Origin of the sequence: Devosia insulae DS-56, assembly GCF_000970465.2 — a bacterium.
GTDB classification, from domain to species: Bacteria; Pseudomonadota; Alphaproteobacteria; order Rhizobiales; family Devosiaceae; genus Devosia_A; species Devosia_A insulae.
Genome location: NZ_LAJE02000171.1, coordinates 1 through 18895 on the forward strand (window position 1 = coordinate 1; position 18895 = coordinate 18895).

An 18895-nucleotide genomic window follows, 5' to 3' on the forward strand; every position below is an offset into this window, starting at 1 on the left:
GGTCGCCGCCCGCCTGGGCGGATGGAACTGCTATGGCAAGCCACCGGGACCAAAAACCATGCAAAACGGCTGGCGAGAACTCGCCGCCATGCTCACCGGCATCGCCATCGCCCTGCACGATGCAAATGTGTGAATCCCGTAGCCCTCAAGGGGGAGGGGAGCGCGGCTCCCTCAATGCCGCTGCTAAGGCCGCTGGAACGTCTCGTACTTCGCCTCGCCCACCCGTTCGAACACCTGGATGTTCAACCCGCCGGGCGTGGTGTCGTTGCGCAGCGCTCGCATCCCCGTCGCCACGCCGCTGTCCTTGAACAGCTTGTGCCCGGCGCCGACGATCACCGGCGCCACGATCAGCCGCAGCTCATCGACCAGCCCGGCCGCCAGCAGCGAGCCGGCGAGGCTGCCGCTGCCATGCACCTGCAGCTCGCCGCCGTCACGCGCCTTCAGCGCCTCGATCTCCTTGAGCACATCGCCGCGCAACACCGCCGCCGGCCCCCACGGGGTGGCGCCGAGCGTCGCCGATGCCACGTATTTCGGCAGCCGGTTCATCATCAGCCCGATGGCGTCATCAGGCTTGTTCATCTCCGGCCAGTCGCGTGCAGAGCTCTCATAGGTCCGCCGCCCGAGCAGCAGGCCGCCGGCTCGCTCCAGCCAGTTCCGCGCCTGCGCGAGAAAGCCCGCCTCCATGTATGGCACGAACCAACCGCCGCGCGAAAACCCGTCGCTGCGGTCCTCGTCCGGACCTCCCGGCCCCTGATAGACCCCGTCCAGCGATACGAATGTCGAGACCACAAGCTTCATTCTTCGAACTCCGAGTGAGTAACACTATGCATTTTGGCTAACTATCAATCGCCAACACTTAGCGCAACGGCTAAGTGATCGCCGTGAGCAACACTTAGCCATTGCGCTAAGCATTATCCAATGCTACTCGTCGCCCATGCATGCGGGCACCGAGCGACTCGACGGAATTTTCCAGGCCCTCGCCGATCCGACGCGGCGGGCTATCCTGCAACGCCTCGGTGGCGGCCCGGCCGGCGTGGGCGAGCTGGCCAAGCCGTTCGACATGGCCCTGCCCTCGTTCATGAAGCACATCGCGGCGCTCGAGCAGAGCGGCCTGATCCGCACCGCGAAATCCGGCCGGGTGCGCACCTGCACCCTCGAAAAGGGCACGTTCGAGCTGGTCGACAGCTGGCTGGACCAGCAGCGCCGGCTCTGGAGCCAGCGGACCGACCGGCTCGAGGCCTTCGTCACCAGGGATAAGACATGACCGAGATGTTCGACCCCGAGCGCGACCTCACCATCGAGCGCTTCATCCGGGCGCCCCGCACCGCGGTGTGGGACGCCTGGACGCAACCGCGGCAGTTCGAGCAATGGTGGGTGCCCGAACCGGCGAAGTGCCGGGCGGTCCGCTTCGAGGCCGTCCCCGGCGGCCCGCTGGTGACCGAGATCAGTGAAGCCGGAAAACCCTTTGCCCCGCATATGGATGCCTGCTTCCTGATCGTCGAACCGCAGCGCCGCCTGGTCTTCACCGATGCCCTGCTGGCCGGCTTTCGCCCGGCGCCCAATAGCTTCATGTCAGCCGAGATCACCCTCGACGAGGCCGATGGCGGCACGCAGTATGCGGCGCGGGTCATGCATTCCGACCGCGCGGCGCGCGACAAGCACGCTGAACTCGGCTTCTATGACGGCTGGGGCACCGTCATCGAACAGCTGGCGCGGTTCGTGGAGGTCCGGGTCAGCTAGACTGCCTGGATTGACGGCTATTCCTTGGGGGAGGAATGACATGGGCGAGGCGGAACCGGCGCAGCCGGTGTGGATCTATGTCGATGTGGTGTGCGACCTGTTCCACCACGGCCATGTCGAGTTCTTCCGCCGCGCCCGCGCGCTGGGCGACCGCCTGGTGGTCGGTCTCGTCAGCGATGCCGATGTCGCCAGTTACAAGCCGCCGCCGATCCTCAGCTTCGCCGAGCGCCGCGCCGTGCTGCAGAGCTGCCGCCATGTCGACCGCGTCCTCGACACCCCGGCGCCGCTGCACTGCACCCGCGCCTTCCTCGACCAGATCGGCGCGCACTATGTCTGCCACGGCGACGACATGAGCGAAGAGCATCTGCTGTTCTGGTACGGCGATCTCGCCCGCACCGGCGGGTTGCGCAAGGTGCCCTACACCACCACGATCTCGTCGCGCGAGATCGTCAGCCGGGTGGTGCAGCGGTACATGGCCGGGACGCTGCGCGAGGGCTAGGGAAACGCAGCGGCTCCCCACGCCCCCCTCTCTGGCGAAAACTAAGGACTTAGCTCCGCTAAGCCCAAGTTTTCGCTTTCTCCCCCGCCAAGGGGGAGAGTCCCGACTGATGCTCCGATGTGAATGGTGGCCACCGATCATCTCCCCCTTGGCGGGGGAGAAAGCAAAATCTTAGGTTTAGCCGTTTGGCTAAGCCTTAGATTTTGCAAGAGAGGGGGCGCGGAGGCACGACGGCTCCGCTATCGGCACCACCCCCTACTCCAGCTTCCGCCCGTTCGCGTCCGTCCTGATCCCGCGCACCGCGATGATCCGCATCTGCCGTTCCTCCCGGTGGTTCCACCAGGTCGTTCTCTCCTTGCTGCGCCAGCCGGGATAGTGCTGGTCCAGCAGCGCCAGCGGCTGCTCCGGCTCGCGCAGCTCGGCCCCTTCGAATGTCACCGGCCGACCCGGCAGCAGCAGTGCCATATCAAAGGGCGGCGCATCCCACGGGCCGCTCGTCGCCCCGGGCTGGAAAACGAAAATGTCGATGAACGGAAAGCCCCACTCCTTGCCGGCGGTCGACGGCCAGGCCGGGTCGAACACCTTCAGGATCGAGTTGAACTTGACCACCTGCAGTCCGGTCGCCTGCAGCGCCGCCGTCAGCGCCGGCGCCTGTTCCGGCGCGAACAGCGCCAGGTCGACATCGTCGTCCCACTGGAGGATGCGGCCCTCCCGCACATGCCCCAGCAGCGTGCCCCAGAACAGGTAGAGCGGCGTCTCGACCGCAGCAGCGACCGTCGCAACCCGGCCGAGCAACTCCCGCACCTGTGCCAGGGTTTCCGGCTCCCACACATCGGCGAACGGATCCTCGGCGAAGCGCGCCGCATCCATTTCGAGCTGCCGCGGCTGCAGCCGCCGGCCCAGCCACATCACCAGCCGCTGCAGCCGGGGATGGCCCTCGCTGCGCCGGTGCCAGCTGCCCCATGGCTCCAGCAGCACCGGCCCCATGTCACCGCTGAATTTCTTCATGCGTCCGTCTCCGTCAGCCCTGCGGCTCGTCGTGGTTGGCGCGCTCGCCCGGCCCCTCCGGCACCGAACGCCAGACCAGCAGCGCCAGGGCGACCAGCGGGATGCCGATCAGCGGTAGGGCCGTGGCGCCCCATGTGTCGAGCACGATACCACCCAAAGCCGCCGCCACCGCCATGCCGATCATGAAGGCCGACATATTGAGCGAGATCGCTACCGGCACCGCGCCGGGCGCGATCTGCGCCATATGGCTGGCCACCGCGATCGAATAGGTCCGGCCGACAAAGCCCTGCGCCCCGACCGTCAGCATCAGCGCCGGCAGGGCGAAGGCCGGCGGCACCCAGGCGAGGCCGAAGAACACTCCCATCACCACGATCACCGCCAGCCCGGCGATCGTCGCCGTCCGGCCGCTGCCGAACCGATCCGACATGCGCCCGGCGGTGGCGCTGCAGGCGATGGCGCCGATGCCGCCGGCCAGCAGCACCAGCGGCAGCGTGTCGTAGCCGACGCCGACCGCCGCCATCAGCGCGCCGATATAGACGATCAGCGGCGATGAGCCGATCATGAACAACAGCGTCGACAGCAACGCGCGGCCGACGCCCGGGTTGCGCAGCACCCGCAGCCGGTCGCGAATGCTCAGCGTATCGCCCAGCATGCCGCGCGGCAGCCGCATATAGAGCGCCGTCGCCGCCAGCCCAGCCATGATCGCCAGCATCACATAGACGACGCGCCAGCCGAACTGCGCCGCGATCCACGCGCCGAGCGGCACGCCGGCCAAAGCCGCGATCGCCTGCCCCATGCTGATCACCTGCATGTAACGGCCGCGCTTGCCGTAGGGCGCGATCATCGCGGCGGTCGCCATGGCGGTGCCGGTATAGGTCCCCGCCACCACCGCCAGCGCCGTCCGCACCACGACGAGGGCTTCGAAGGTGGTCGAGAGCACGATCAGCAGCGCGCAGAGCGCAAAGCCAAACTCGGCGCCGGCAAGGATGCGCCGTCGCCCCACCCCACCGAGCAGCAGCGCCAGCAGCGGCGGGCCAAACGCATAGGCCAGCGAATAGAACAGCACCACCAGGCCCGCCTGCCCCAGGCTCACCCCGAGGTCGGCGCCGATCAGCGGCAGCAATCCGGCGATCAGGCCCCCTTCGATGGCCCCGACAAATGCCGCCAGCGCCAGCCAGTACAGCCGCGAATCCATGGCTCCCCCTCAACTACCATTCTTGTCGGCGTCCGCCGCCGGGGGGAAGCGCAAAACGTCCACAGCGGCACATCCAATGGTAGCGGTCCCAAGCGCAGTTGGGGCACCGGCGGTGCAGCGATGACCTTCTCCCCTTGAGGTCAGCGGACGAGGGCGAAGCCCTCGCCGCGAGGTGCCCGAAGGGCGGATGAGGGGTATCGCGAAACGAAGTGTAGCGCGGTCCGAGCGAAAGCGAGGAACGATCCAGTACGCGGAGAGATACCCCTCATCCGGCGCTGCGCGCCATCTTCTCCCTCAAGGGGAGAAGGTGGGCCGGTGTGTGTTGGAGGCGGGGGCCCGCCTCTAGCTGATTGGCCCCCGTTCACATTCCGTTCGCCACGCCCTATATTGACGTGCACCACGACAACCCTGACAGATTCTGACAGCACACCTATCTATGGTGCTCGCTGCGCACCGCCCGCGCTCCCATCGCGGGGCGCCAAGTGAACCAACGCCGAGAGTCCGCCATGCCCCCGAAAAAGCCGGTTTCCGACTTCTCCATCGACGACTTCCTCGGCGAGATCGAGAAGGCCGAGGACGAGCGCCTGAACAAGCGGCTGCCGCAGGAGCGGCTGAAGAACAAGCGCGCCCTCGATAACGCCGCCCGCCGCGCCGCCGAGGCTGCCGGCACCGGCATCCAGCCGCTGACGCCCCAGCCCCTGATCAAGAAGGCCGATGGCGCGCTGGCGCAGGAAAAGCCGAAAAAGTCGGCGCGGTCGGCCGCTACCGGCATGCAGTTGAAGGCCCCGAAGTCGAAGGCCAACTCGGTCGACCGTCCGGATTTCGGCGGCATGGGCGAGTCGGATCAGGCCGGCTTCGGCCATCTGCCATCCGGACACGTGACGGCGCGCGATATCTCGCGCCAGGCCGCCAAGGACCCCGAGGTGATGGAGCAACTGCGCGAAGCGCTCGAGACCTCGAAGAAGAAAGTCAGGGCCAAGAACATGCCCGGCCAGTCGCTGGCCGGCGCGCAGACCGTCGGCATCTCGGCGACGGTGAAGGCGCTTGAGGATATCATCCTGCACGGCCGCAAGGAGGTCGAGGGCAACAAGGAGTGGAAGCCGCACCGCCCTGCCCCGCGCGACAAATCCGAGGGCGGCGTGCCGTTCAAGCTGGTCACCAGCTATGAGCCGCGCGGCGACCAGCCCACCGCCATCGCCGACCTGGTCGAGGGCGTCGACAATGGCGAGACCGACCAGGTGCTGCTCGGCGTCACCGGCTCCGGCAAGACCTTTACCGCGGCGCAGACCATCATGCGCACCCAGCGCCCCGCGCTGATCCTCGCGCCCAACAAGACGCTGGCGGCCCAGCTCTATGGCGAGATGAAGTCGTTCTTCCCCGACAACGCCGTCGAGTATTTCGTCTCCTACTACGACTACTACCAGCCCGAGGCCTATGTGCCGCGGACCGACACCTATATCGAGAAGGAATCGACCATCAACGAGCAGATCGACCGCATGCGCCACTCGGCGACGCGCGCCCTGCTCGAACGCGACGATGTCATCATCGTCGCCTCGGTCTCCTGCATCTACGGTATCGGCTCGGTGGAAGATTACACCGCCATGACCTTCGATCTCAGGAAGGGCCAGAAGGTCGACCACCAGGAGCTGCTGCGTTCGCTCAGCCAGCTGCAATACAAGCGCGGCGACACCGGCTTCGTCCGCGGCACGTTTCGGGTACGCGGCGACACGGTCGAGCTGTTCCCGGCCCACTATGAGGATGCCGCCTGGCGCATCACCCTGTTCGGCAACGAGATCGAGTCGATCGCCGAGTTCGATCCGCTCACCGGCAAGAAGTCGTCCGACCTGCTCAGCGTCCGAATCTTCGCCAACAGCCACTACGTCACGCCGCGCGCCACCCTCACCGGCGCCATCAAGGAAATCCGCAAGGAGCTCGCTGCCCGCCTGCAGGAGTTGAACGGCGCCGGCCGCTTCCTCGAAGCGCAGCGGCTCGAGCAGCGCACCCTGTTCGATCTCGAAATGATGGAAGCCACCGGCTCCTGCGCCGGCATCGAGAACTATTCGCGCTACTTCTCCGGCCGCAAGCCCGGCGAGCCGCCACCGACTCTGTTCGAATACCTGCCCGACAATGCCCTGGTGTTCATCGACGAAAGCCACGTCACCGTTGGCCAGCTCGGCGCCATGTATCGCGGCGATCTTCGTCGTAAAGCAACGCTCGCCGAATACGGCTTCCGCCTGCCCTCGGCCATGGACAACCGCCCGCTCCGCTTCGAGGAGTGGAACGCCATGCGCCCGCAGACCGTCTATGTCTCGGCCACCCCCGGTGCCTGGGAAATGGAGCAGTCCGGCGGCGTGTTCGCCGAACAGGTGATCCGCCCCACCGGCCTGATCGACCCGCCGGTCGAGATCCGCCCGGCCAAGACCCAGGTCGACGACGTGGTCGACGAGATCCGCCAGGTGTCGAAGGCCGGCTACCGCACCCTGGTCACCGTGCTCACCAAGCGCATGGCCGAGGATCTCACCGAGTACATGCACGAGCAGGGGATTCGGGTGCGCTACATGCACAGCGACATCGACACCATCGAGCGCATCGAGATCATCCGTGATCTCCGCCTCGGCGCCTTCGACGTGCTGGTCGGCATCAACCTCTTGCGCGAAGGCCTCGACATCCCCGAATGCGCCCTCGTCGCCATCCTCGATGCCGACAAGGAAGGGTTTTTGCGGTCCGAGACCTCACTGATCCAGACCATCGGCCGCGCCGCCCGTAACGTCGACGGCAAGGTCATCCTCTACGCCGACAACATCACCGGCTCCATGGAACGCGCCATGGCCGAAACCAGCCGCCGCCGCGAGAAGCAGACCGCCTACAACGTCGCCAACGGCATCACCCCGCAATCGGTGAAATCCAACATCAAGGAAATCGTCGACAGCATCTACGAACAGGACCACGTCACCGTCTCGATCGGCAAAGACAAGAACGGCAAGGAAAAGGTGCAGGCCGGCGCCAACCTCGCCGCGGTCATCAAGGACCTGGAACGCGAGATGCGCGAAGCGGCCACGAACCTGGAGTTTGAACGCGCTGCCCGCCTTCGTGATGAGGTCAAGCGACTACGCGAGATGGAACTGGACGTCCTTGAAGGTTCGGCAGACTAGCGCGTTCAAACTCACGAAGTTGAGTTCGAGACTTCGAACCGTGCCGAAGGCAAAATCGCTCCAGTGGAGCGATTTTAGGTGAGAAGGCCATGAGAGCTACGCTCGAATGGCGGCGGCACGACTGCGCGATGAGGTGAAGCGGCTGCGGGAGATGGAGCTGGATGTGTTGGAGGGGGGAGTGGATTAGGCGGCTATCGCGATACCCGCACTCTCAAGCAACTTGGTGACATCGAAGACCTCTCCCCCCTTGTCAGCTAACACCGTCATTATCCGGAGGCGATCCATAGTAATAACCGCGGCAACGCTGTTGGGGCGAACCCAATCGCCGTCTGGCTGCCTAAAACAAACGGGAATAAATAGAACCCCTTGCGGCTCTACAAGGTAGTCAAATGCGGCCGCCTGAAACTGCAGCATCGCCTCCTTGCGCTTCCTCTCCCAGTTACCCTCCTCCTCCATAGATGCACACTGACCAATAACTACCTGGATTCCGGCAGCAAACCGATCAAACGGGTAGACACCAACGATATCGATCTTGCCGTCCCCCGACGTTCCGTAATTTTTCTGCCAACCGGCCTTTAGTCGCATCCCCATTTCGCCGACCAGCTTAGGCAGGGCGTCCGTCAAATTCTTTCCAAATAGCTTTGCGCGATCGTCGCTATTCGGACCGAACATGAATACCTTTCCGCTCGGGGACATCATTTGGCGCATGCACTCGGCACTAATCAGCTCGAAGATATCGGCTAGCCGTTGGGTAACACCCTTACCCATGAAGGACCTTGTTCGGCTGCAGGCCAACAACAGGATGTATAGCTGTTTGTCATAGTCGAGGTCCTCCCTGATCCGAAGTATCTCGCCATCCAACACGTATGGATACGAGTTCGCAAAGGCCCCAGCACGGAAGGCAAGCTGCCTCCAGCACTCCTCAATATAGCCCTGCTCCCTCTCAGTCTGCTGCGCCCCATCCAAATCATCGGGCGCATCATCATCGTCGATGTCCTCATCAACCAAGTTCAGGAGCTCTTGGGCTGGCTTGGGTGACTGCCGGATGATACCAAGAAGATCAGTCGTCGAAATCTGATCATACTCGCCAAATGCTAGAGCTATTTCGACAGTATCCGCAAGCAGATGCGGCAAAGTGTGGGCCACCCTTCCAATTTTGAACATTCACGTTCTCATGGCCGCTTCTAACTGCCGGGCCTGGCGAAATATGCTGCTCACCAGCTCCTCACGTGTCTCCGTATTCTCCACGTCTGCCACGATCGAATTTGCTTCCCTCAGTTCACGTTGTACTTGGATGCACAGGGCGTCAAAATCCTCCCCGACACCGGTGGTCAGCAAATACGCCTGCTCCACCGTGGCGCCAGTTCTGAGAGATTTCAACGCCTCTTCATTCATCATTATTCTCGAGAGCTTGATAATGTTACGTGACTCGCCCAGAGGAGTCTTGCCATCCTTATCTTGGGAAAACATCCATTGGAACAGCTCCTTAACCCTATCCGGGTCCGGCGCCCGCTCAATACTTCCCTCGTCCGTATCAGGCGCTCCGTAGACAAAGGCTTGGACACCTTCGTAATCCACCGCCGTAGAAAGCAACGAGAATTTGACTGATTTCTCATCGATACCGGCGATTCCAAAGAAATCCTTTTCTTCGGCTACGCTATACATGTCGTATGCTCGCATGGCCTTTGAGATGAAATCCCGACGTGACCCAATCACCTTGGCAACTGTTCGGGCTCTACCTTGAAACGAAGCCTGACGGTCGGTGGCGTCGAATAGCTGCCTGATGTACCTCGCTTTGGCCAACGCGCCCCACGGCTTAACGCCAGCAATATGCCGATTTCCCAGATAATTCAGAACTTCGTCGCGCGTGTCGTATACAGCGACAGGCACTTCCGTCGGCTTGTGTTTAGCGCCTTGTTGAAAATCATGTATTCGAGAGGACATACCTTCAAAATTGGCACCAGAAAGCAACTTCAGAGCTGTTAGGCGACGATTACCCTCCACAACAACCAGACGCCCACCCTCAGGAACCGCTATTAGAGCTTCGGCTTGGAAGAAGTCGTTCTCCGATATGGCCGACATCAATTCCTCTATCGAGGAAGCATTGGCTAAGAATTGCAGCATGGCCTCCTGATCACGCGATACATAATTGGGAAGCCGCGGGTTCTTAGGATCCAGATCGAGGTCTGCTATCGGTTTCTTTTGGAGCGTGTACCCCATCACCAAATCTCCGGTAGTGCGCTTGCAACTGCCCCAAACAAGGGCGGAGGGACGGCGTTGCCGACAACCTTATGTTTCTCGGTTAGGTGGGCAGTGTCGGGGAACACCATATCCTTTGGAAATCCCTGTAGTCGGGCGCACTCACGGAACGAAAACCGACGAGCTGGTGCCTCGCCCTCGAAGACCCACTTGTCCGTGTGTATCCGTTTTAGCGGCGGACTCATGGGGTGCAGCGAAACGTGGCGCGAGCGCGCCACAACGGTGGGTGCCGTATCGTCCCAGGCCCGATAGCGGTTTCTTGAAAGATAGTACCAATGGAAGGGTTCGTTATTAAACTCCCCAGCTGGCCACTCGGGCAGGTCGGATATGGCATCACGAATCGTTGTGTAGCGTTGCCCACTAACACCATCGGCGGAGTGGCTCGGCATCGGGAACTCGTAGGATGCATCCAAGTCTGACCTGATGCCCACAATGAAGATTCGACGACGTTCTTGCGGCACCCCATACTCTCTGGCGTCCAAGATACGAAAGTCGACTCGGTATCCAGCAAGACGAAAACGGGTCAGTTGATTCCGCAGAAGATGCCTTAAGTCTGCGCGTCGCATCCCAGAGACATTTTCCACGATGAAGGCTTTTGGCCTTATCTGGCGCAGTGCCCGATCAAACTCTCGATAAAGGTAGTTGATCCCGCGATCCGGGTCCCTCGCTCCGCCTTGGCTAAATCCTTGGCATGGATAACAACCAACCAGGAGGTCTGCCTTCGGAAAATTGGTTATCCCCCTGACGTCGCCAAGGCGAAAGTCCGTATCAGGCAGATTTGCGACGTACACGTCGCGGGCATATGGCAACACGTCATTCGCCATGAGCACGTCAAAACCGGCGCGATGAAGGCCCAAGTCTGACCCCCCACACCCGCTGAAGAGCGATACTGCTGTCGGCAAGCTGGCCCCCGAATCACAACGGGCCCACGCGGAAACACGCGTGAGCCTCATAAACTTTGACTGGTTGACCCCTCTATTTCAAGAGATCGTCCAAGCAGATTGGCTTGCCTGTGATAAGAAATCTCTAAGCCTCAAACGAAGCTGGTCAATCCGGTCGATCTCGCACTCCCAAACGACCAGCACGTCCCAGCCCAGCTCCGATAGGAGCTTCATCGAACGCTCGTCTCGCGTTCGGTTCTTAGCAATCTTCTCGCTCCAGTAGGCCTCGCTGGAAGTCGGCTTGTGGTCACGTGCACATCCATGACCATGCCAGTAGCAGCCGTGAACCTGAACTATCTTCCGCTTGGTCGCAAAGACGATATCCGGTCGACCTGGCAGGTCCATCCGGTGAAGCCGATATCTGAATCCCATTGAGTAAAGCAATCTACGGACACGCATCTCTGGTCGACTGCCCTTGGATGGAATACGGGCCATATTCCAACTACGGCGCTGCCGGCTGATCCTGTCCATGACCTTTCCTGGCAGTAGACTGCGACCTCTTTTTGACCGGCGGTTTCTGTTCCACCAACTCCTTCACCGCCACTTCTCTCATCCGCGAGACAGGCGGCGGGCCGGCACAAAGCCCCAATCCCTGACACAAACCTGCTCCGAAACCCTGCCCCACCCGGTTCATCCTCAATTCATCATATGACTTTCATGTTCGCCCCGTTGCATCCCGCAACGCGAGGTAAAACATCAAATGCTGCCAAAACTTAGCGTCACGGTCTTTGCCGTTGCGGCCGCCTGTTTGACTGCCCCGTCCTTCGCTCAAACCTTCTCGCAAATCACCGCGGTGCGCGCCACCGACCTGCTGCGGGCGCCGCCGCCGGATGGGCGGCGGGTGACCGGCATCGCCAAGGGCGAGCGACTCAGGCTCTATGAGTGCGTGGGCAAGCCGACCTGGTGCCGGGTCGGGCAACTGCAGGGGCCGCACCCCTATAATGGCTGGGTCGCGGCCGATGCGCTCGATGGCGCCGTGTCCACCAAGTGACGGGCCCCGCAACCATGCTCAGCAAACGTCATGCCGCCGCGCTCGCCCTGATCGCCACGCTCGTCGCGCCCGGCTCTTTCGCCACCCCTGCTTTGGCGCAGGATTTCCCTGAAGTCACCGTGCTGCGATCGACGCCGATCTTCCGCAACCCCGGCCACCGGCCGTTCGGCCAGCTGGCCAAGGGCGAACGGGTGATGCTGCACGAATGCACCGAGCTGCCCGGCTACTGCCAGGTCTCGCTGCGCCAACCCGGCCGCCGCCTGACCGGCTGGGTCAACTCCGAGGCGCTGGACGGCGTCGTCGCCAAATGATCGATCGGGCCGGCCGCGGCGGCGCGCTGGCCCGATCCCGCCGCACACCGCAAAGTCATCGCACCAGCGTTGACGGCTCGAGCACCGATCACCAGAACGGAAGGCGAACACCATCGAGTCCGCCTATGCCGCCGCCTGGCCACCTGCAGAAGAAGTATCCCGGCAAGACTCACCTGCTGAAGCATGCCGCCGAGTGGGGCCAGTTGATCATCATCCGCTGCAATGGCTGCCGCCGCAGCGCCACCTATCTCGCCGCCGATCTCGTCGAACTGCTCGATCCCGAGCGTCCGGCGCTATGGCCGCCCTTCCCCTGCCCGCGCTGCAAGACGGATGAGTACATCCGCGTCACCCTCAACTCGCCCTATGGCGAGGACTATGGCCGGATGCTGATCCGCCGCCCCGGACCGGTGCGGGTGACGCAGACCTGGCGCACGGTGAAGCTCGGCGATCCGTGAGGTCCCTGCTTGCACTCATCTGCGCCAAAGGCTGATCGGAGCAAGCGCAACGGCTTGTCTCCAGTGCTCCCTCACCCACGGTGTCACCCCGGGGCAGGCCCATATGCGCCAAGGTAAGTCCTGTGCGCTGTTCCGATGCATGAGCTTCCCACCGGCGTCATCCCCGCGCAGGCGGGGACCCAGGGGGATCTCTCAGCCTCAGCGGGAGCCGAAGCATCCCACTAGGTTCCCGCCTGCGCGGAAGGACGCCGGTGGGTGCTGAGGCGCCATGCTTCACTGCCAACTGAGCAGGAGCTTTGGGATGCGAGTCCACAAGCAGCCGAAATCGCTCCGACCTGTCGAAATCGGCCACTCTCGCGCGACATTAGGTCAGGCAAGCGAAAAGGAGCCGATCATGTCAGCAGCAAATCTCCCCACCAGCTTCGAGGCCACTTTGGTGCAGAGTTCCGCCGAGGGCGGCTGGACCTATCTGGTCTGGCCCGAGTCCGTCGCCTTTTTCGGCACCCGCGGCCTGGTCAAGGTCGTGGGCACTATGGATGGCAAGCCGTTCCGCTCCAGCTTCATGGCGCTCGGCAACGGCACCCACAAGCTGCCGGTCGCCGCAAAGCTCCGTAACCAACTGGGCAAGCGCGTCGGCGACGCCATCGCCGTGACGCTGACCGAGCGGCTCAACTGAGCCGCTCACCCCTGCTCGATGGTCAGCGTGCCATGGGTCCGATCCTCGATGGTCTGCAGCGGCAGGCTCAGCCGGAACTCGTCGCCGGCAGGGTGGTAGATGGCGAAGCGGAAGCCCTTCTGCAGCAGCGCTTCCACCTCGTCCTGGGTGAACTTGGTGTGCCGCGTGGTGCGGCCGTTGAGCGGAATAGTGTGTCTGGGCATGGCGCGTCTCCGGCATATGTTCTAGCTTTGTTCTAGGCGTGAGGTTTTCGCGGAGTCCACTCCCTTTAAGAGTCGAGCCCCCCTCTCCCAACCGACATGACCGCGTCGCCCAACCGCGCTATGCTCCGCCTCGCGGGGCGCGGGCCCGCTCGAATTTTGGGGGACTTTCGACCATGGCCAATCTCTTGGCGCTGACCAATGCCTACCCGACTCGCAACCTCGAGCGCGGCGAGCGGCTGATCGAGACCGGCGAGTCGCGCGGCGAGCTGTTCGTGCTGGTCTCCGGCCGGCTGGTGGTCGAGCGCGATGGCGTCGAAGTGGCGCGCATCTCCGAGCCGGGCACGCTTGTCGGCGAGATGAGCATCCTGCTCGGCGCCGATCACTCGGCCAATGTCACCGCGCTCACCCCGGTGGAAGTGCGGCATATCGAGGATGGGCTGCGCTGGCTCGAGCAGAGCCCGATCGCCGCGCTGCATGTCGCCACCCTCGCCTGCCAGCGGCTCGATGCCACCAGCGCGCTGCTGGTGCAGCTCAAGAAAGAGAGCGAGGGCCACCGCGACCAGGGCTTTTTCGAACGGCTGTTCGGCGCCGTCACCGGCGCCGAAACCCGCGCCTGAGCTTGCCGCTTACTGTATGCCGAGCGAGTTGAGGTAGCGGGTTGCGCCGACAACCCCGGTGAGGTTGCCGTCCTTGGTGCGGCACGCCTTGCAGATGCACTCGCCCCTGGGCGGGCAATGCACCCAGTTGTACGAGCCGTCGGCCTGGATGATGTCGAGATCGACCGACCCGTCGTCGTTGACGTCGTAGCGGCAGTTCTTGTTGGCGTCGCAACCCTTGATGGCGCCGCGCCCATCCGTCGCCAGCGACGCGGTGGGGACAAGCATGGCGAACGCAAGCAGCGCGACAGCGGCGAACGACAGACCCTTTGGCATTTCGAGATCTCCTCGAATGAAAGGCCTCCCCGCGCCGCCAGTATACGCCGCCTCGTCGGCGGCCATGGCATCACAAACCGGGGCTGCCGGTTAGTACGGATGCCCATGCGTGGCGTTGATGGCGGCCATCAAGCCGGCTGCATTGATCTTGTCGCCGCGCCGCCCGAACATGGCGCCATGCTGAAGCGCCAACCGCTCGACGACGATCGCGACTCCCCCACCCTGCCCGCTGGCACCCTGCCCGCTGGCAGCAATGGCGGGCCGCCGCTCAACGACTCGCCGCGTCCCTGGGGCGATAACGGCATCGGCAACTATTTCGAGTGGAAGGCCGCCAGCGAGAAGGCCTTCAACGACGTGCCCTACGATATCGCGGTGATGCGGGCCCGCCGCGCCGAGGCGATGGGGCTCACCTACCGCGAATATACCCTCGAGATTCTCGAGCGCGGCCGCTACCTCAGCGCCGACGCCGATGCAGAGCGCATCGCCGAGATCAAGCGCCGGCGGCCAATCCGCTACTGATCACTTCGCCATCAGGTGGCAACCCCTGCTCCTCTGGCCCGTTGCCTCATCACAGCAACGACAGGAGCCGATCATGGCCAATGAAGAACATCGCCTCACGCCCGCCGAGCTCACCGACAAGGCCTGGCACCTCGCCGAAAAGATCCGCATCGCCCTGCTCACCAGCTGGGATGGCGAGCAGCAGCGCATCCGCCCGCTCGCGGCGACGGTCGATCGCGACGCCGACGTGATCCAGTTCCTCGTCGGCGTCAGTGGCGGCACCACGCTGGCCGACGCCACTGGCGCCCCGGCCCTCACCCTGGTCGAGCAGGTGAAGAAGTTCCCCACCGTCACTCTCGCCTTCGCCGATCACGGCGCGCACGACTATGTCACCATCACCGGCCAGGCTGCAGTCAGCAACGACCGCGCGCGCATCAAGGAGCTATGGACGCCCTTCGCCAAAGCCTGGTGGGACAGCGCCGACGATCCGGAAATCCGCCTGCTGACGGTGACGCCGGAGAATGCCGAAATCTGGGAAGGCCCCAACCAGCTGGTCGCCACCGCCCTGATGCTCACCGCCGCCGTCACCGGCGCCAAGCCGGCCGTGGGCGACCATGGGGCGGTGCGGATGTAGCCCGGGCACCGACAAGCCTTCATTCACGAACCGCGCAAAGTGCGTCCCCTCGCCCCTCTGGGGAGAGGGCCAGGGTGAGGGGCAGCCAAGCACACCAGATGATCGGCTGCCTTCGAGCAGGCCTTCGTTCCGCGCGCTTGGCACCCTTCACCCCGCGGCGCGGCCTCCGGCCGCACCGCCGCCCTCTCCCCAGAGGGGCGAGGGGGCGATGGGGGCACGTCCGGCGACTTTCTCACTAACGCACATGCCCCGATTTCGCCCGCTTTCCGGCGTTGCTGCTCGCCAACAAGAACAACAACAGCCGGAGCCCGCCATGCACAGCGTCCTCCTCGCCCTGAGTCTCATCGCCGCCAGCCTCGCGGTGCTGCCCGCCGAGGCGGCGTCGCGCGGTACGGCGCGGGCTTCGGCCGATATTCCGGTGCGCAGCGGCCCGGGCGCCGGTTACCGCACCATCGGCACCCTGCCGAGGGGTAGCCAGGTGCAGCTGCAGCGCTGCACCAAGAACTCCAACTGGTGCCTGTTCCTCGGCAGGGATGGCCAGCCGGCCGGCTGGGTGCGCGGCTCCTATCTTGTCGGCTCCGGCGCCAAGGTCGAGGTCACGCCCTACAAGTTCGAAGGCTTCGATCCGCTCGATCCGATCGATACCTGCGACGACGACGACAACAGCATCTTCTGCTGGTAGGGGCCGCCACCGTCTCCGCCACAATGATGAACAGATTCCGCATGCGGCGCGAAATCATTCTACATGTACAAGGGTTTCAGCTTCGGTTCAGGCACATCCTTCTAAGTTCACGGTCAAGGCAGCAACGCCAAGGGAATTTCGCCAACGGCGAATTCTCCTACCCAACCCACGAACCTAAGGAAACCGAAGATGTCTTTCCGCACTCTGAAAACCGCCGCTCTCGCCACTCTCGTCGTTATCGCCACTGCAGGCGTTTCGATGGCCGCCCAGTACGCCTGGGTTGAGAACAACACCAAGGTCAAGCAGTTCCACAAGCAGAACTCTGCCAACGTGAACTGGGTCGCATCCGGCCAGAAGGTGAAGATCGTTGGCCAGTGGAACAACTGGTACAAGCTGCAGATCCCGGGCCAGGATGGCTGGGTGAAGGGCAACGTGCTCGATTTCGCCCAGCAGTATCCGTTCCCCGGCTACGGCTATGGCTATGGCGGCTCGTTCTGCATCAACGGCCAGGGCGCCTCGTTCTGCCTGAGCGGCGGCTACTGAGAGCCCAACGCAAAAGTCGCTCAACCCCATTCGGGTTGATCTCCATGGCGCCTCCGGGACCTTCCTCCCGGAGGCGCTTTGCTTTGCGGGGGTTTCAGGCTGCGTTCAGGTTGGCCCTGTTACACCTCATCACAAGGCAGCGATGCCACCAGACGACTTCCAGACGACTTCCAAACGACTTCAACGACTCCAACCAAGGATCCCCGTCATGTTCATCACCAGCATCAAGACTGCGGCTCTCGCCACTGCCATCGTGCTCGCCACGGCCGGCGCCTCCATGGCCGCCACCTGGGCCTATGTCGATCACGACGCCAACGTCCGCAAGAACCATGCGGCCGGTTCGACCGTGGTCAACAGCGTCTACGAAGGCGACAAGGTCAAGGTCATCGGCCAGTGGAACAACTGGTACAAGCTGCAGATCTCCGGCCCTGATGGCTGGGTGCGCAGCAACGTGCTCGATTTCGACTACTATGACGATGACTATTACCCGGTGAAGCCGGTGAAGCCGGGCTACGGCTTCGGCAGCTTCTGCGTTGACGGCAAGGGCGCCCAGTTCTGCGTCGGCGGTGGCACCGGCTACTAAGCCAGGGGCGGCTTCGCCGTAGGCGAAACGCTCCCGAGGGCGGCTCCGCCTACCCCATCGGCCTCTGGCCGACCGTAAAGCGCTCCCGGGACCTCCCCCCGGGGGCGGCTTTGCCGTTTGGCGAAACGCTCCCCGGGGGCGCTTTCGTTTACCCGCGGTTAACATCGCCCGCGCGGCACTGCTGCGGCCCCGCCCCGCCGCGCGTTATTGCTCCCAAAAGGAGTTCGATATGTCCGCAGCTCGCGTCGCCCTCTGCATCCTCGCCGCTCTCGTCGGCATCGGTTCCAGCGCTGCACCGGCCAGCGCCGGCGGCGTCGTGGCCTCGACCGTCGTCAATGTCCGCGCCGGCCCCGGCGGCAACCAGCCGGTCATTGCCGTGCTCGCTGCCGGCGAGCGGGTGCGCATCGATCACTGCCGTGGTCCATGGTGCCTGGTTCGCCAGTCCGGTCCGGATGGCTGGGTCGATGCCAACTACCTCACGACGCCGCAGCACTACGCGAGGCATGGCTTCGTCGCTGAGGTCGATCACGCAAGCGGCAGTTATGCCGGCGGGTACTATAGCGGCGAGCGCCACTATGACGACTATGCCTTCGTCGAGCGCCCGCACCAGCGTTACCGGGACTATGATTTCTACGGCGACATCATCTGCATTGACGGCGGCACCGCGCAGGTCTGCCCCCGCCGGTGAACCGGGCAAACCCGGGGCGTAAGCCATTCATTTTCGGTTCAGGAAACCCGGAGCAGGTTGGCGCCGTTTGGGGATAGCCGAGATCAAGTTACCTCCCGAAAGGATTCCGTCATGCCCCTCCGTCACATCGCCATCGGCCTTGCCAGCGCGCTGTTCGCGCTCGCCGCTGGCGCCACCGCGGCCAGCGCCACCACCGCCTATGCCTCCTCGACCGTAAATGTCCGCTCCGGCGCCGGCACCGGCTATGCGGTCGTCGGCGTGCTGCGCCCCGGCCAGCGCGTCGAGATCGACTATTGCAAAGGCGCCTGGTGCCTGATCGAGCAGCGCGGCCCGGATGGCTGGGTGAACGCCAACTACCTCAACGCTGATCGCTATCGCGATCGCGACTATTACGACGACGACTACTACGACGACTATGATGACGGCTTCTACCTGGAGCGCCCGCGCTACCGGGCTCGCCCGATCTATCCGTTCTATCGCAGCCAGGCCTGTTTCGGCCGGCCCAACGTCTCGTTCTGCTTCAGCAACTGACCCGCTTGCCGGGCGCTGTGCCGCGACCTATTTAGTTTCGACGACACAGCGCCAGGTGCCCCATGGCCACGCAGCAGATGAAGCCTTACGTGAAGCTCGCCTCCACCCTTGCCAGCATAGGCCTGGGCATCTTCTTCATTGAACGCTTCGGACTGACCGAGCTGCAGAAGAACGGCACCGTGCACATCGACGGCACGATCCTGTCGATCATGGTGCTGGCGCCGATCGTGCTGGTCATCGCCGGCGCCGTGGTCTTCATGGTCGGCAAGATGCGGCGACTCTGATCCTGTAAGGATGCCCCGGTGCGGGAAGAGTACCCCCCACCCTGTCCCTCCCCCGCAAGGGGGGAGGAGACCAAAACACCGACGTTAGTG

Annotated in this window: 26 protein-coding genes; 17 read left to right on the top strand and 9 right to left on the bottom strand. The window is 63.7% G+C overall.

Features of this window, described 5'->3' with window-relative positions; genetic code table 11:
- Positions 1 to 183: 183 nt before the first annotated feature.
- A complete protein-coding gene (locus VW23_RS11445) occupies positions 184 to 798 on the bottom strand; it encodes a dihydrofolate reductase family protein (RefSeq protein WP_069909701.1) in 615 nt (204 codons plus the stop codon).
- A 136-nt stretch (positions 799 to 934) separates the two neighbouring features.
- Between VW23_RS11445 and VW23_RS11450 the strand changes: the two genes are divergently transcribed.
- Genes VW23_RS11450 through VW23_RS11460 form a run of 3 tightly spaced genes read left to right on the top strand, consistent with a single transcriptional unit; the run spans position 935 to position 2239 of the window.
- Positions 935 to 1264, top strand: coding sequence for an ArsR/SmtB family transcription factor (locus tag VW23_RS11450; RefSeq protein WP_069909702.1), 330 nt, complete (start codon positions 935 to 937; stop codon positions 1262 to 1264).
- Positions 1261 to 1740 carry an SRPBCC domain-containing protein gene (locus tag VW23_RS11455; RefSeq protein WP_069909703.1) on the top strand — a complete coding sequence of 160 codons (480 nt, stop codon included), beginning with the start codon at positions 1261 to 1263 and terminating at the stop codon, positions 1738 to 1740. The genes VW23_RS11450 and VW23_RS11455 overlap by 4 nt, the downstream gene beginning before the upstream one ends.
- A 40-nt stretch (positions 1741 to 1780) precedes the next feature.
- Entirely contained in the window at positions 1781 to 2239 is a 459-nt protein-coding gene (locus tag VW23_RS11460) for an FAD synthase family protein (RefSeq protein ID WP_069909704.1), read from the top strand.
- A 255-nt stretch (positions 2240 to 2494) separates the two neighbouring features.
- Here VW23_RS11460 and VW23_RS11465 read toward each other — a convergent pair whose 3' ends face one another.
- Entirely contained in the window at positions 2495 to 3247 is a 753-nt protein-coding gene (locus VW23_RS11465) for a LicD family protein (protein ID WP_069909705.1), read from the bottom strand.
- A 13-nt stretch (positions 3248 to 3260) separates the two neighbouring features.
- Positions 3261 to 4442, bottom strand: a complete 1182-nt coding sequence (locus tag VW23_RS11470; protein WP_069909706.1) for an MFS transporter — start codon at positions 4440 to 4442, stop codon at positions 3261 to 3263.
- A gap of 506 nt (positions 4443 to 4948) precedes the next feature.
- On the opposite strand from VW23_RS11470, the gene uvrB reads away from it, so the two are divergent.
- Positions 4949 to 7594, top strand: a complete 2646-nt coding sequence (uvrB, locus tag VW23_RS11475) for an excinuclease ABC subunit UvrB (RefSeq protein WP_069909707.1) — start codon at positions 4949 to 4951, stop codon at positions 7592 to 7594.
- Positions 7595 to 7777: 183 nt separating this feature from the next.
- Here the strand turns inward: uvrB and VW23_RS11480 are convergent, their stop codons facing one another.
- From VW23_RS11480 to VW23_RS11490, 4 genes are read right to left on the bottom strand one after another with little or no spacing between them, the layout of a single operon-like run.
- Complete coding sequence (locus tag VW23_RS11480) at positions 7778 to 8758, bottom strand: hypothetical protein (RefSeq protein ID WP_069909708.1); 981 nt, start codon at positions 8756 to 8758, stop codon at positions 7778 to 7780.
- Positions 8759 to 9814, bottom strand: coding sequence for a ParB-like nuclease domain-containing protein (locus VW23_RS11485; protein ID WP_069909709.1), 1056 nt, complete (start codon positions 9812 to 9814; stop codon positions 8759 to 8761).
- Complete coding sequence (locus VW23_RS28200; protein WP_280138985.1) at positions 9814 to 10806, bottom strand: DNA cytosine methyltransferase; 993 nt, start codon at positions 10804 to 10806, stop codon at positions 9814 to 9816. Before VW23_RS28200 ends, VW23_RS11485 begins: the two co-directional genes overlap by 1 nt.
- Before the next feature lie 27 nt (positions 10807 to 10833).
- A complete protein-coding gene (locus VW23_RS11490) occupies positions 10834 to 11265 on the bottom strand; it encodes a very short patch repair endonuclease (protein ID WP_069909710.1) in 432 nt (143 codons plus the stop codon).
- A gap of 229 nt (positions 11266 to 11494) precedes the next feature.
- On the opposite strand from VW23_RS11490, the gene VW23_RS11495 reads away from it, so the two are divergent.
- The 4 genes from VW23_RS11495 to VW23_RS11510 all read left to right on the top strand — a co-directional run bounded on the left by VW23_RS11495 (position 11495) and on the right by VW23_RS11510 (position 13227).
- On the top strand, positions 11495 to 11785 hold the full coding sequence (locus tag VW23_RS11495; RefSeq protein WP_069909711.1) for an SH3 domain-containing protein: 291 nt from the start codon (positions 11495 to 11497) through the stop codon (positions 11783 to 11785).
- A gap of 14 nt (positions 11786 to 11799) precedes the next feature.
- On the top strand, positions 11800 to 12096 hold the full coding sequence (locus VW23_RS11500; RefSeq protein WP_069909712.1) for an SH3 domain-containing protein: 297 nt from the start codon (positions 11800 to 11802) through the stop codon (positions 12094 to 12096).
- 125 nt (positions 12097 to 12221) lie between these two features.
- Complete coding sequence (locus tag VW23_RS11505) at positions 12222 to 12551, top strand: hypothetical protein (protein ID WP_069909713.1); 330 nt, start codon at positions 12222 to 12224, stop codon at positions 12549 to 12551.
- A gap of 394 nt (positions 12552 to 12945) precedes the next feature.
- Positions 12946 to 13227 carry a DUF1905 domain-containing protein gene (locus VW23_RS11510; protein ID WP_069909714.1) on the top strand — a complete coding sequence of 94 codons (282 nt, stop codon included), beginning with the start codon at positions 12946 to 12948 and terminating at the stop codon, positions 13225 to 13227.
- Between the two features lie 5 nt (positions 13228 to 13232).
- On the opposite strand, the gene VW23_RS11515 is transcribed toward VW23_RS11510, so the two are convergent.
- Entirely contained in the window at positions 13233 to 13430 is a 198-nt protein-coding gene (locus VW23_RS11515) for a hypothetical protein (protein ID WP_056001093.1), read from the bottom strand.
- Between the two features lie 173 nt (positions 13431 to 13603).
- On the opposite strand from VW23_RS11515, the gene VW23_RS11520 reads away from it, so the two are divergent.
- Complete coding sequence (locus VW23_RS11520) at positions 13604 to 14047, top strand: Crp/Fnr family transcriptional regulator (RefSeq protein WP_069909715.1); 444 nt, start codon at positions 13604 to 13606, stop codon at positions 14045 to 14047.
- 9 nt (positions 14048 to 14056) lie between these two features.
- Here VW23_RS11520 and VW23_RS11525 read toward each other — a convergent pair whose 3' ends face one another.
- On the bottom strand, positions 14057 to 14362 hold the full coding sequence (locus VW23_RS11525; RefSeq protein WP_069909716.1) for a hypothetical protein: 306 nt from the start codon (positions 14360 to 14362) through the stop codon (positions 14057 to 14059).
- Positions 14363 to 14467: 105 nt separating this feature from the next.
- On the opposite strand from VW23_RS11525, the gene VW23_RS11530 reads away from it, so the two are divergent.
- The 8 genes from VW23_RS11530 to VW23_RS11565 all read left to right on the top strand — a co-directional run bounded on the left by VW23_RS11530 (position 14468) and on the right by VW23_RS11565 (position 18805).
- Positions 14468 to 14881, top strand: a complete 414-nt coding sequence (locus tag VW23_RS11530; RefSeq protein ID WP_244513530.1) for a hypothetical protein — start codon at positions 14468 to 14470, stop codon at positions 14879 to 14881.
- Positions 14882 to 14954: 73 nt separating this feature from the next.
- Positions 14955 to 15494: a pyridoxamine 5'-phosphate oxidase family protein gene (locus tag VW23_RS11535; protein ID WP_069909717.1), complete on the top strand. Its 540-nt coding sequence runs from the start codon at positions 14955 to 14957 to the stop codon at positions 15492 to 15494.
- A gap of 313 nt (positions 15495 to 15807) precedes the next feature.
- On the top strand, positions 15808 to 16176 hold the full coding sequence (locus tag VW23_RS28960; RefSeq protein ID WP_069909718.1) for an SH3 domain-containing protein: 369 nt from the start codon (positions 15808 to 15810) through the stop codon (positions 16174 to 16176).
- A 189-nt stretch (positions 16177 to 16365) separates the two neighbouring features.
- Positions 16366 to 16719, top strand: a complete 354-nt coding sequence (locus VW23_RS11545; RefSeq protein WP_069909719.1) for an SH3 domain-containing protein — start codon at positions 16366 to 16368, stop codon at positions 16717 to 16719.
- 208 nt (positions 16720 to 16927) lie between these two features.
- On the top strand, positions 16928 to 17302 hold the full coding sequence (locus VW23_RS11550; RefSeq protein ID WP_069909720.1) for an SH3 domain-containing protein: 375 nt from the start codon (positions 16928 to 16930) through the stop codon (positions 17300 to 17302).
- A 229-nt stretch (positions 17303 to 17531) separates the two neighbouring features.
- A complete protein-coding gene (locus tag VW23_RS11555) occupies positions 17532 to 17990 on the top strand; it encodes an SH3 domain-containing protein (RefSeq protein ID WP_069909721.1) in 459 nt (152 codons plus the stop codon).
- Between the two features lie 111 nt (positions 17991 to 18101).
- Complete coding sequence (locus VW23_RS11560) at positions 18102 to 18521, top strand: SH3 domain-containing protein (protein ID WP_069909722.1); 420 nt, start codon at positions 18102 to 18104, stop codon at positions 18519 to 18521.
- 62 nt (positions 18522 to 18583) lie between these two features.
- Complete coding sequence (locus VW23_RS11565) at positions 18584 to 18805, top strand: hypothetical protein (RefSeq protein WP_069909723.1); 222 nt, start codon at positions 18584 to 18586, stop codon at positions 18803 to 18805.
- The last annotated feature ends 90 nt before the right edge of the window (positions 18806 to 18895 follow it).

Coding starts and splice junctions, on each gene's coding strand:
- VW23_RS11445 (WP_069909701.1), bottom strand. CDS start 798: ATGAAGCTTGTGGTCTCGACATTCGTATCGCTGGACGGGGTCTATCAG.
- VW23_RS11450 (WP_069909702.1), top strand. CDS start 935: ATGCATGCGGGCACCGAGCGACTCGACGGAATTTTCCAGGCCCTCGCC.
- VW23_RS11455 (WP_069909703.1), top strand. CDS start 1,261: ATGACCGAGATGTTCGACCCCGAGCGCGACCTCACCATCGAGCGCTTC.
- VW23_RS11460 (WP_069909704.1), top strand. CDS start 1,781: ATGGGCGAGGCGGAACCGGCGCAGCCGGTGTGGATCTATGTCGATGTG.
- VW23_RS11465 (WP_069909705.1), bottom strand. CDS start 3,247: ATGAAGAAATTCAGCGGTGACATGGGGCCGGTGCTGCTGGAGCCATGG.
- VW23_RS11470 (WP_069909706.1), bottom strand. CDS start 4,442: ATGGATTCGCGGCTGTACTGGCTGGCGCTGGCGGCATTTGTCGGGGCC.
- uvrB (WP_069909707.1), top strand. CDS start 4,949: ATGCCCCCGAAAAAGCCGGTTTCCGACTTCTCCATCGACGACTTCCTC.
- VW23_RS11480 (WP_069909708.1), bottom strand. CDS start 8,758: ATGTTCAAAATTGGAAGGGTGGCCCACACTTTGCCGCATCTGCTTGCG.
- VW23_RS11485 (WP_069909709.1), bottom strand. CDS start 9,814: ATGGGGTACACGCTCCAAAAGAAACCGATAGCAGACCTCGATCTGGAT.
- VW23_RS28200 (WP_280138985.1), bottom strand. CDS start 10,806: ATGAGGCTCACGCGTGTTTCCGCGTGGGCCCGTTGTGATTCGGGGGCC.
- VW23_RS11490 (WP_069909710.1), bottom strand. CDS start 11,265: ATGGACAGGATCAGCCGGCAGCGCCGTAGTTGGAATATGGCCCGTATT.
- VW23_RS11495 (WP_069909711.1), top strand. CDS start 11,495: ATGCTGCCAAAACTTAGCGTCACGGTCTTTGCCGTTGCGGCCGCCTGT.
- VW23_RS11500 (WP_069909712.1), top strand. CDS start 11,800: ATGCTCAGCAAACGTCATGCCGCCGCGCTCGCCCTGATCGCCACGCTC.
- VW23_RS11505 (WP_069909713.1), top strand. CDS start 12,222: ATGCCGCCGCCTGGCCACCTGCAGAAGAAGTATCCCGGCAAGACTCAC.
- VW23_RS11510 (WP_069909714.1), top strand. CDS start 12,946: ATGTCAGCAGCAAATCTCCCCACCAGCTTCGAGGCCACTTTGGTGCAG.
- VW23_RS11515 (WP_056001093.1), bottom strand. CDS start 13,430: ATGCCCAGACACACTATTCCGCTCAACGGCCGCACCACGCGGCACACC.
- VW23_RS11520 (WP_069909715.1), top strand. CDS start 13,604: ATGGCCAATCTCTTGGCGCTGACCAATGCCTACCCGACTCGCAACCTC.
- VW23_RS11525 (WP_069909716.1), bottom strand. CDS start 14,362: ATGCCAAAGGGTCTGTCGTTCGCCGCTGTCGCGCTGCTTGCGTTCGCC.
- VW23_RS11530 (WP_244513530.1), top strand. CDS start 14,468: ATGCGTGGCGTTGATGGCGGCCATCAAGCCGGCTGCATTGATCTTGTC.
- VW23_RS11535 (WP_069909717.1), top strand. CDS start 14,955: ATGGCCAATGAAGAACATCGCCTCACGCCCGCCGAGCTCACCGACAAG.
- VW23_RS28960 (WP_069909718.1), top strand. CDS start 15,808: ATGCACAGCGTCCTCCTCGCCCTGAGTCTCATCGCCGCCAGCCTCGCG.
- VW23_RS11545 (WP_069909719.1), top strand. CDS start 16,366: ATGTCTTTCCGCACTCTGAAAACCGCCGCTCTCGCCACTCTCGTCGTT.
- VW23_RS11550 (WP_069909720.1), top strand. CDS start 16,928: ATGTTCATCACCAGCATCAAGACTGCGGCTCTCGCCACTGCCATCGTG.
- VW23_RS11555 (WP_069909721.1), top strand. CDS start 17,532: ATGTCCGCAGCTCGCGTCGCCCTCTGCATCCTCGCCGCTCTCGTCGGC.
- VW23_RS11560 (WP_069909722.1), top strand. CDS start 18,102: ATGCCCCTCCGTCACATCGCCATCGGCCTTGCCAGCGCGCTGTTCGCG.
- VW23_RS11565 (WP_069909723.1), top strand. CDS start 18,584: ATGGCCACGCAGCAGATGAAGCCTTACGTGAAGCTCGCCTCCACCCTT.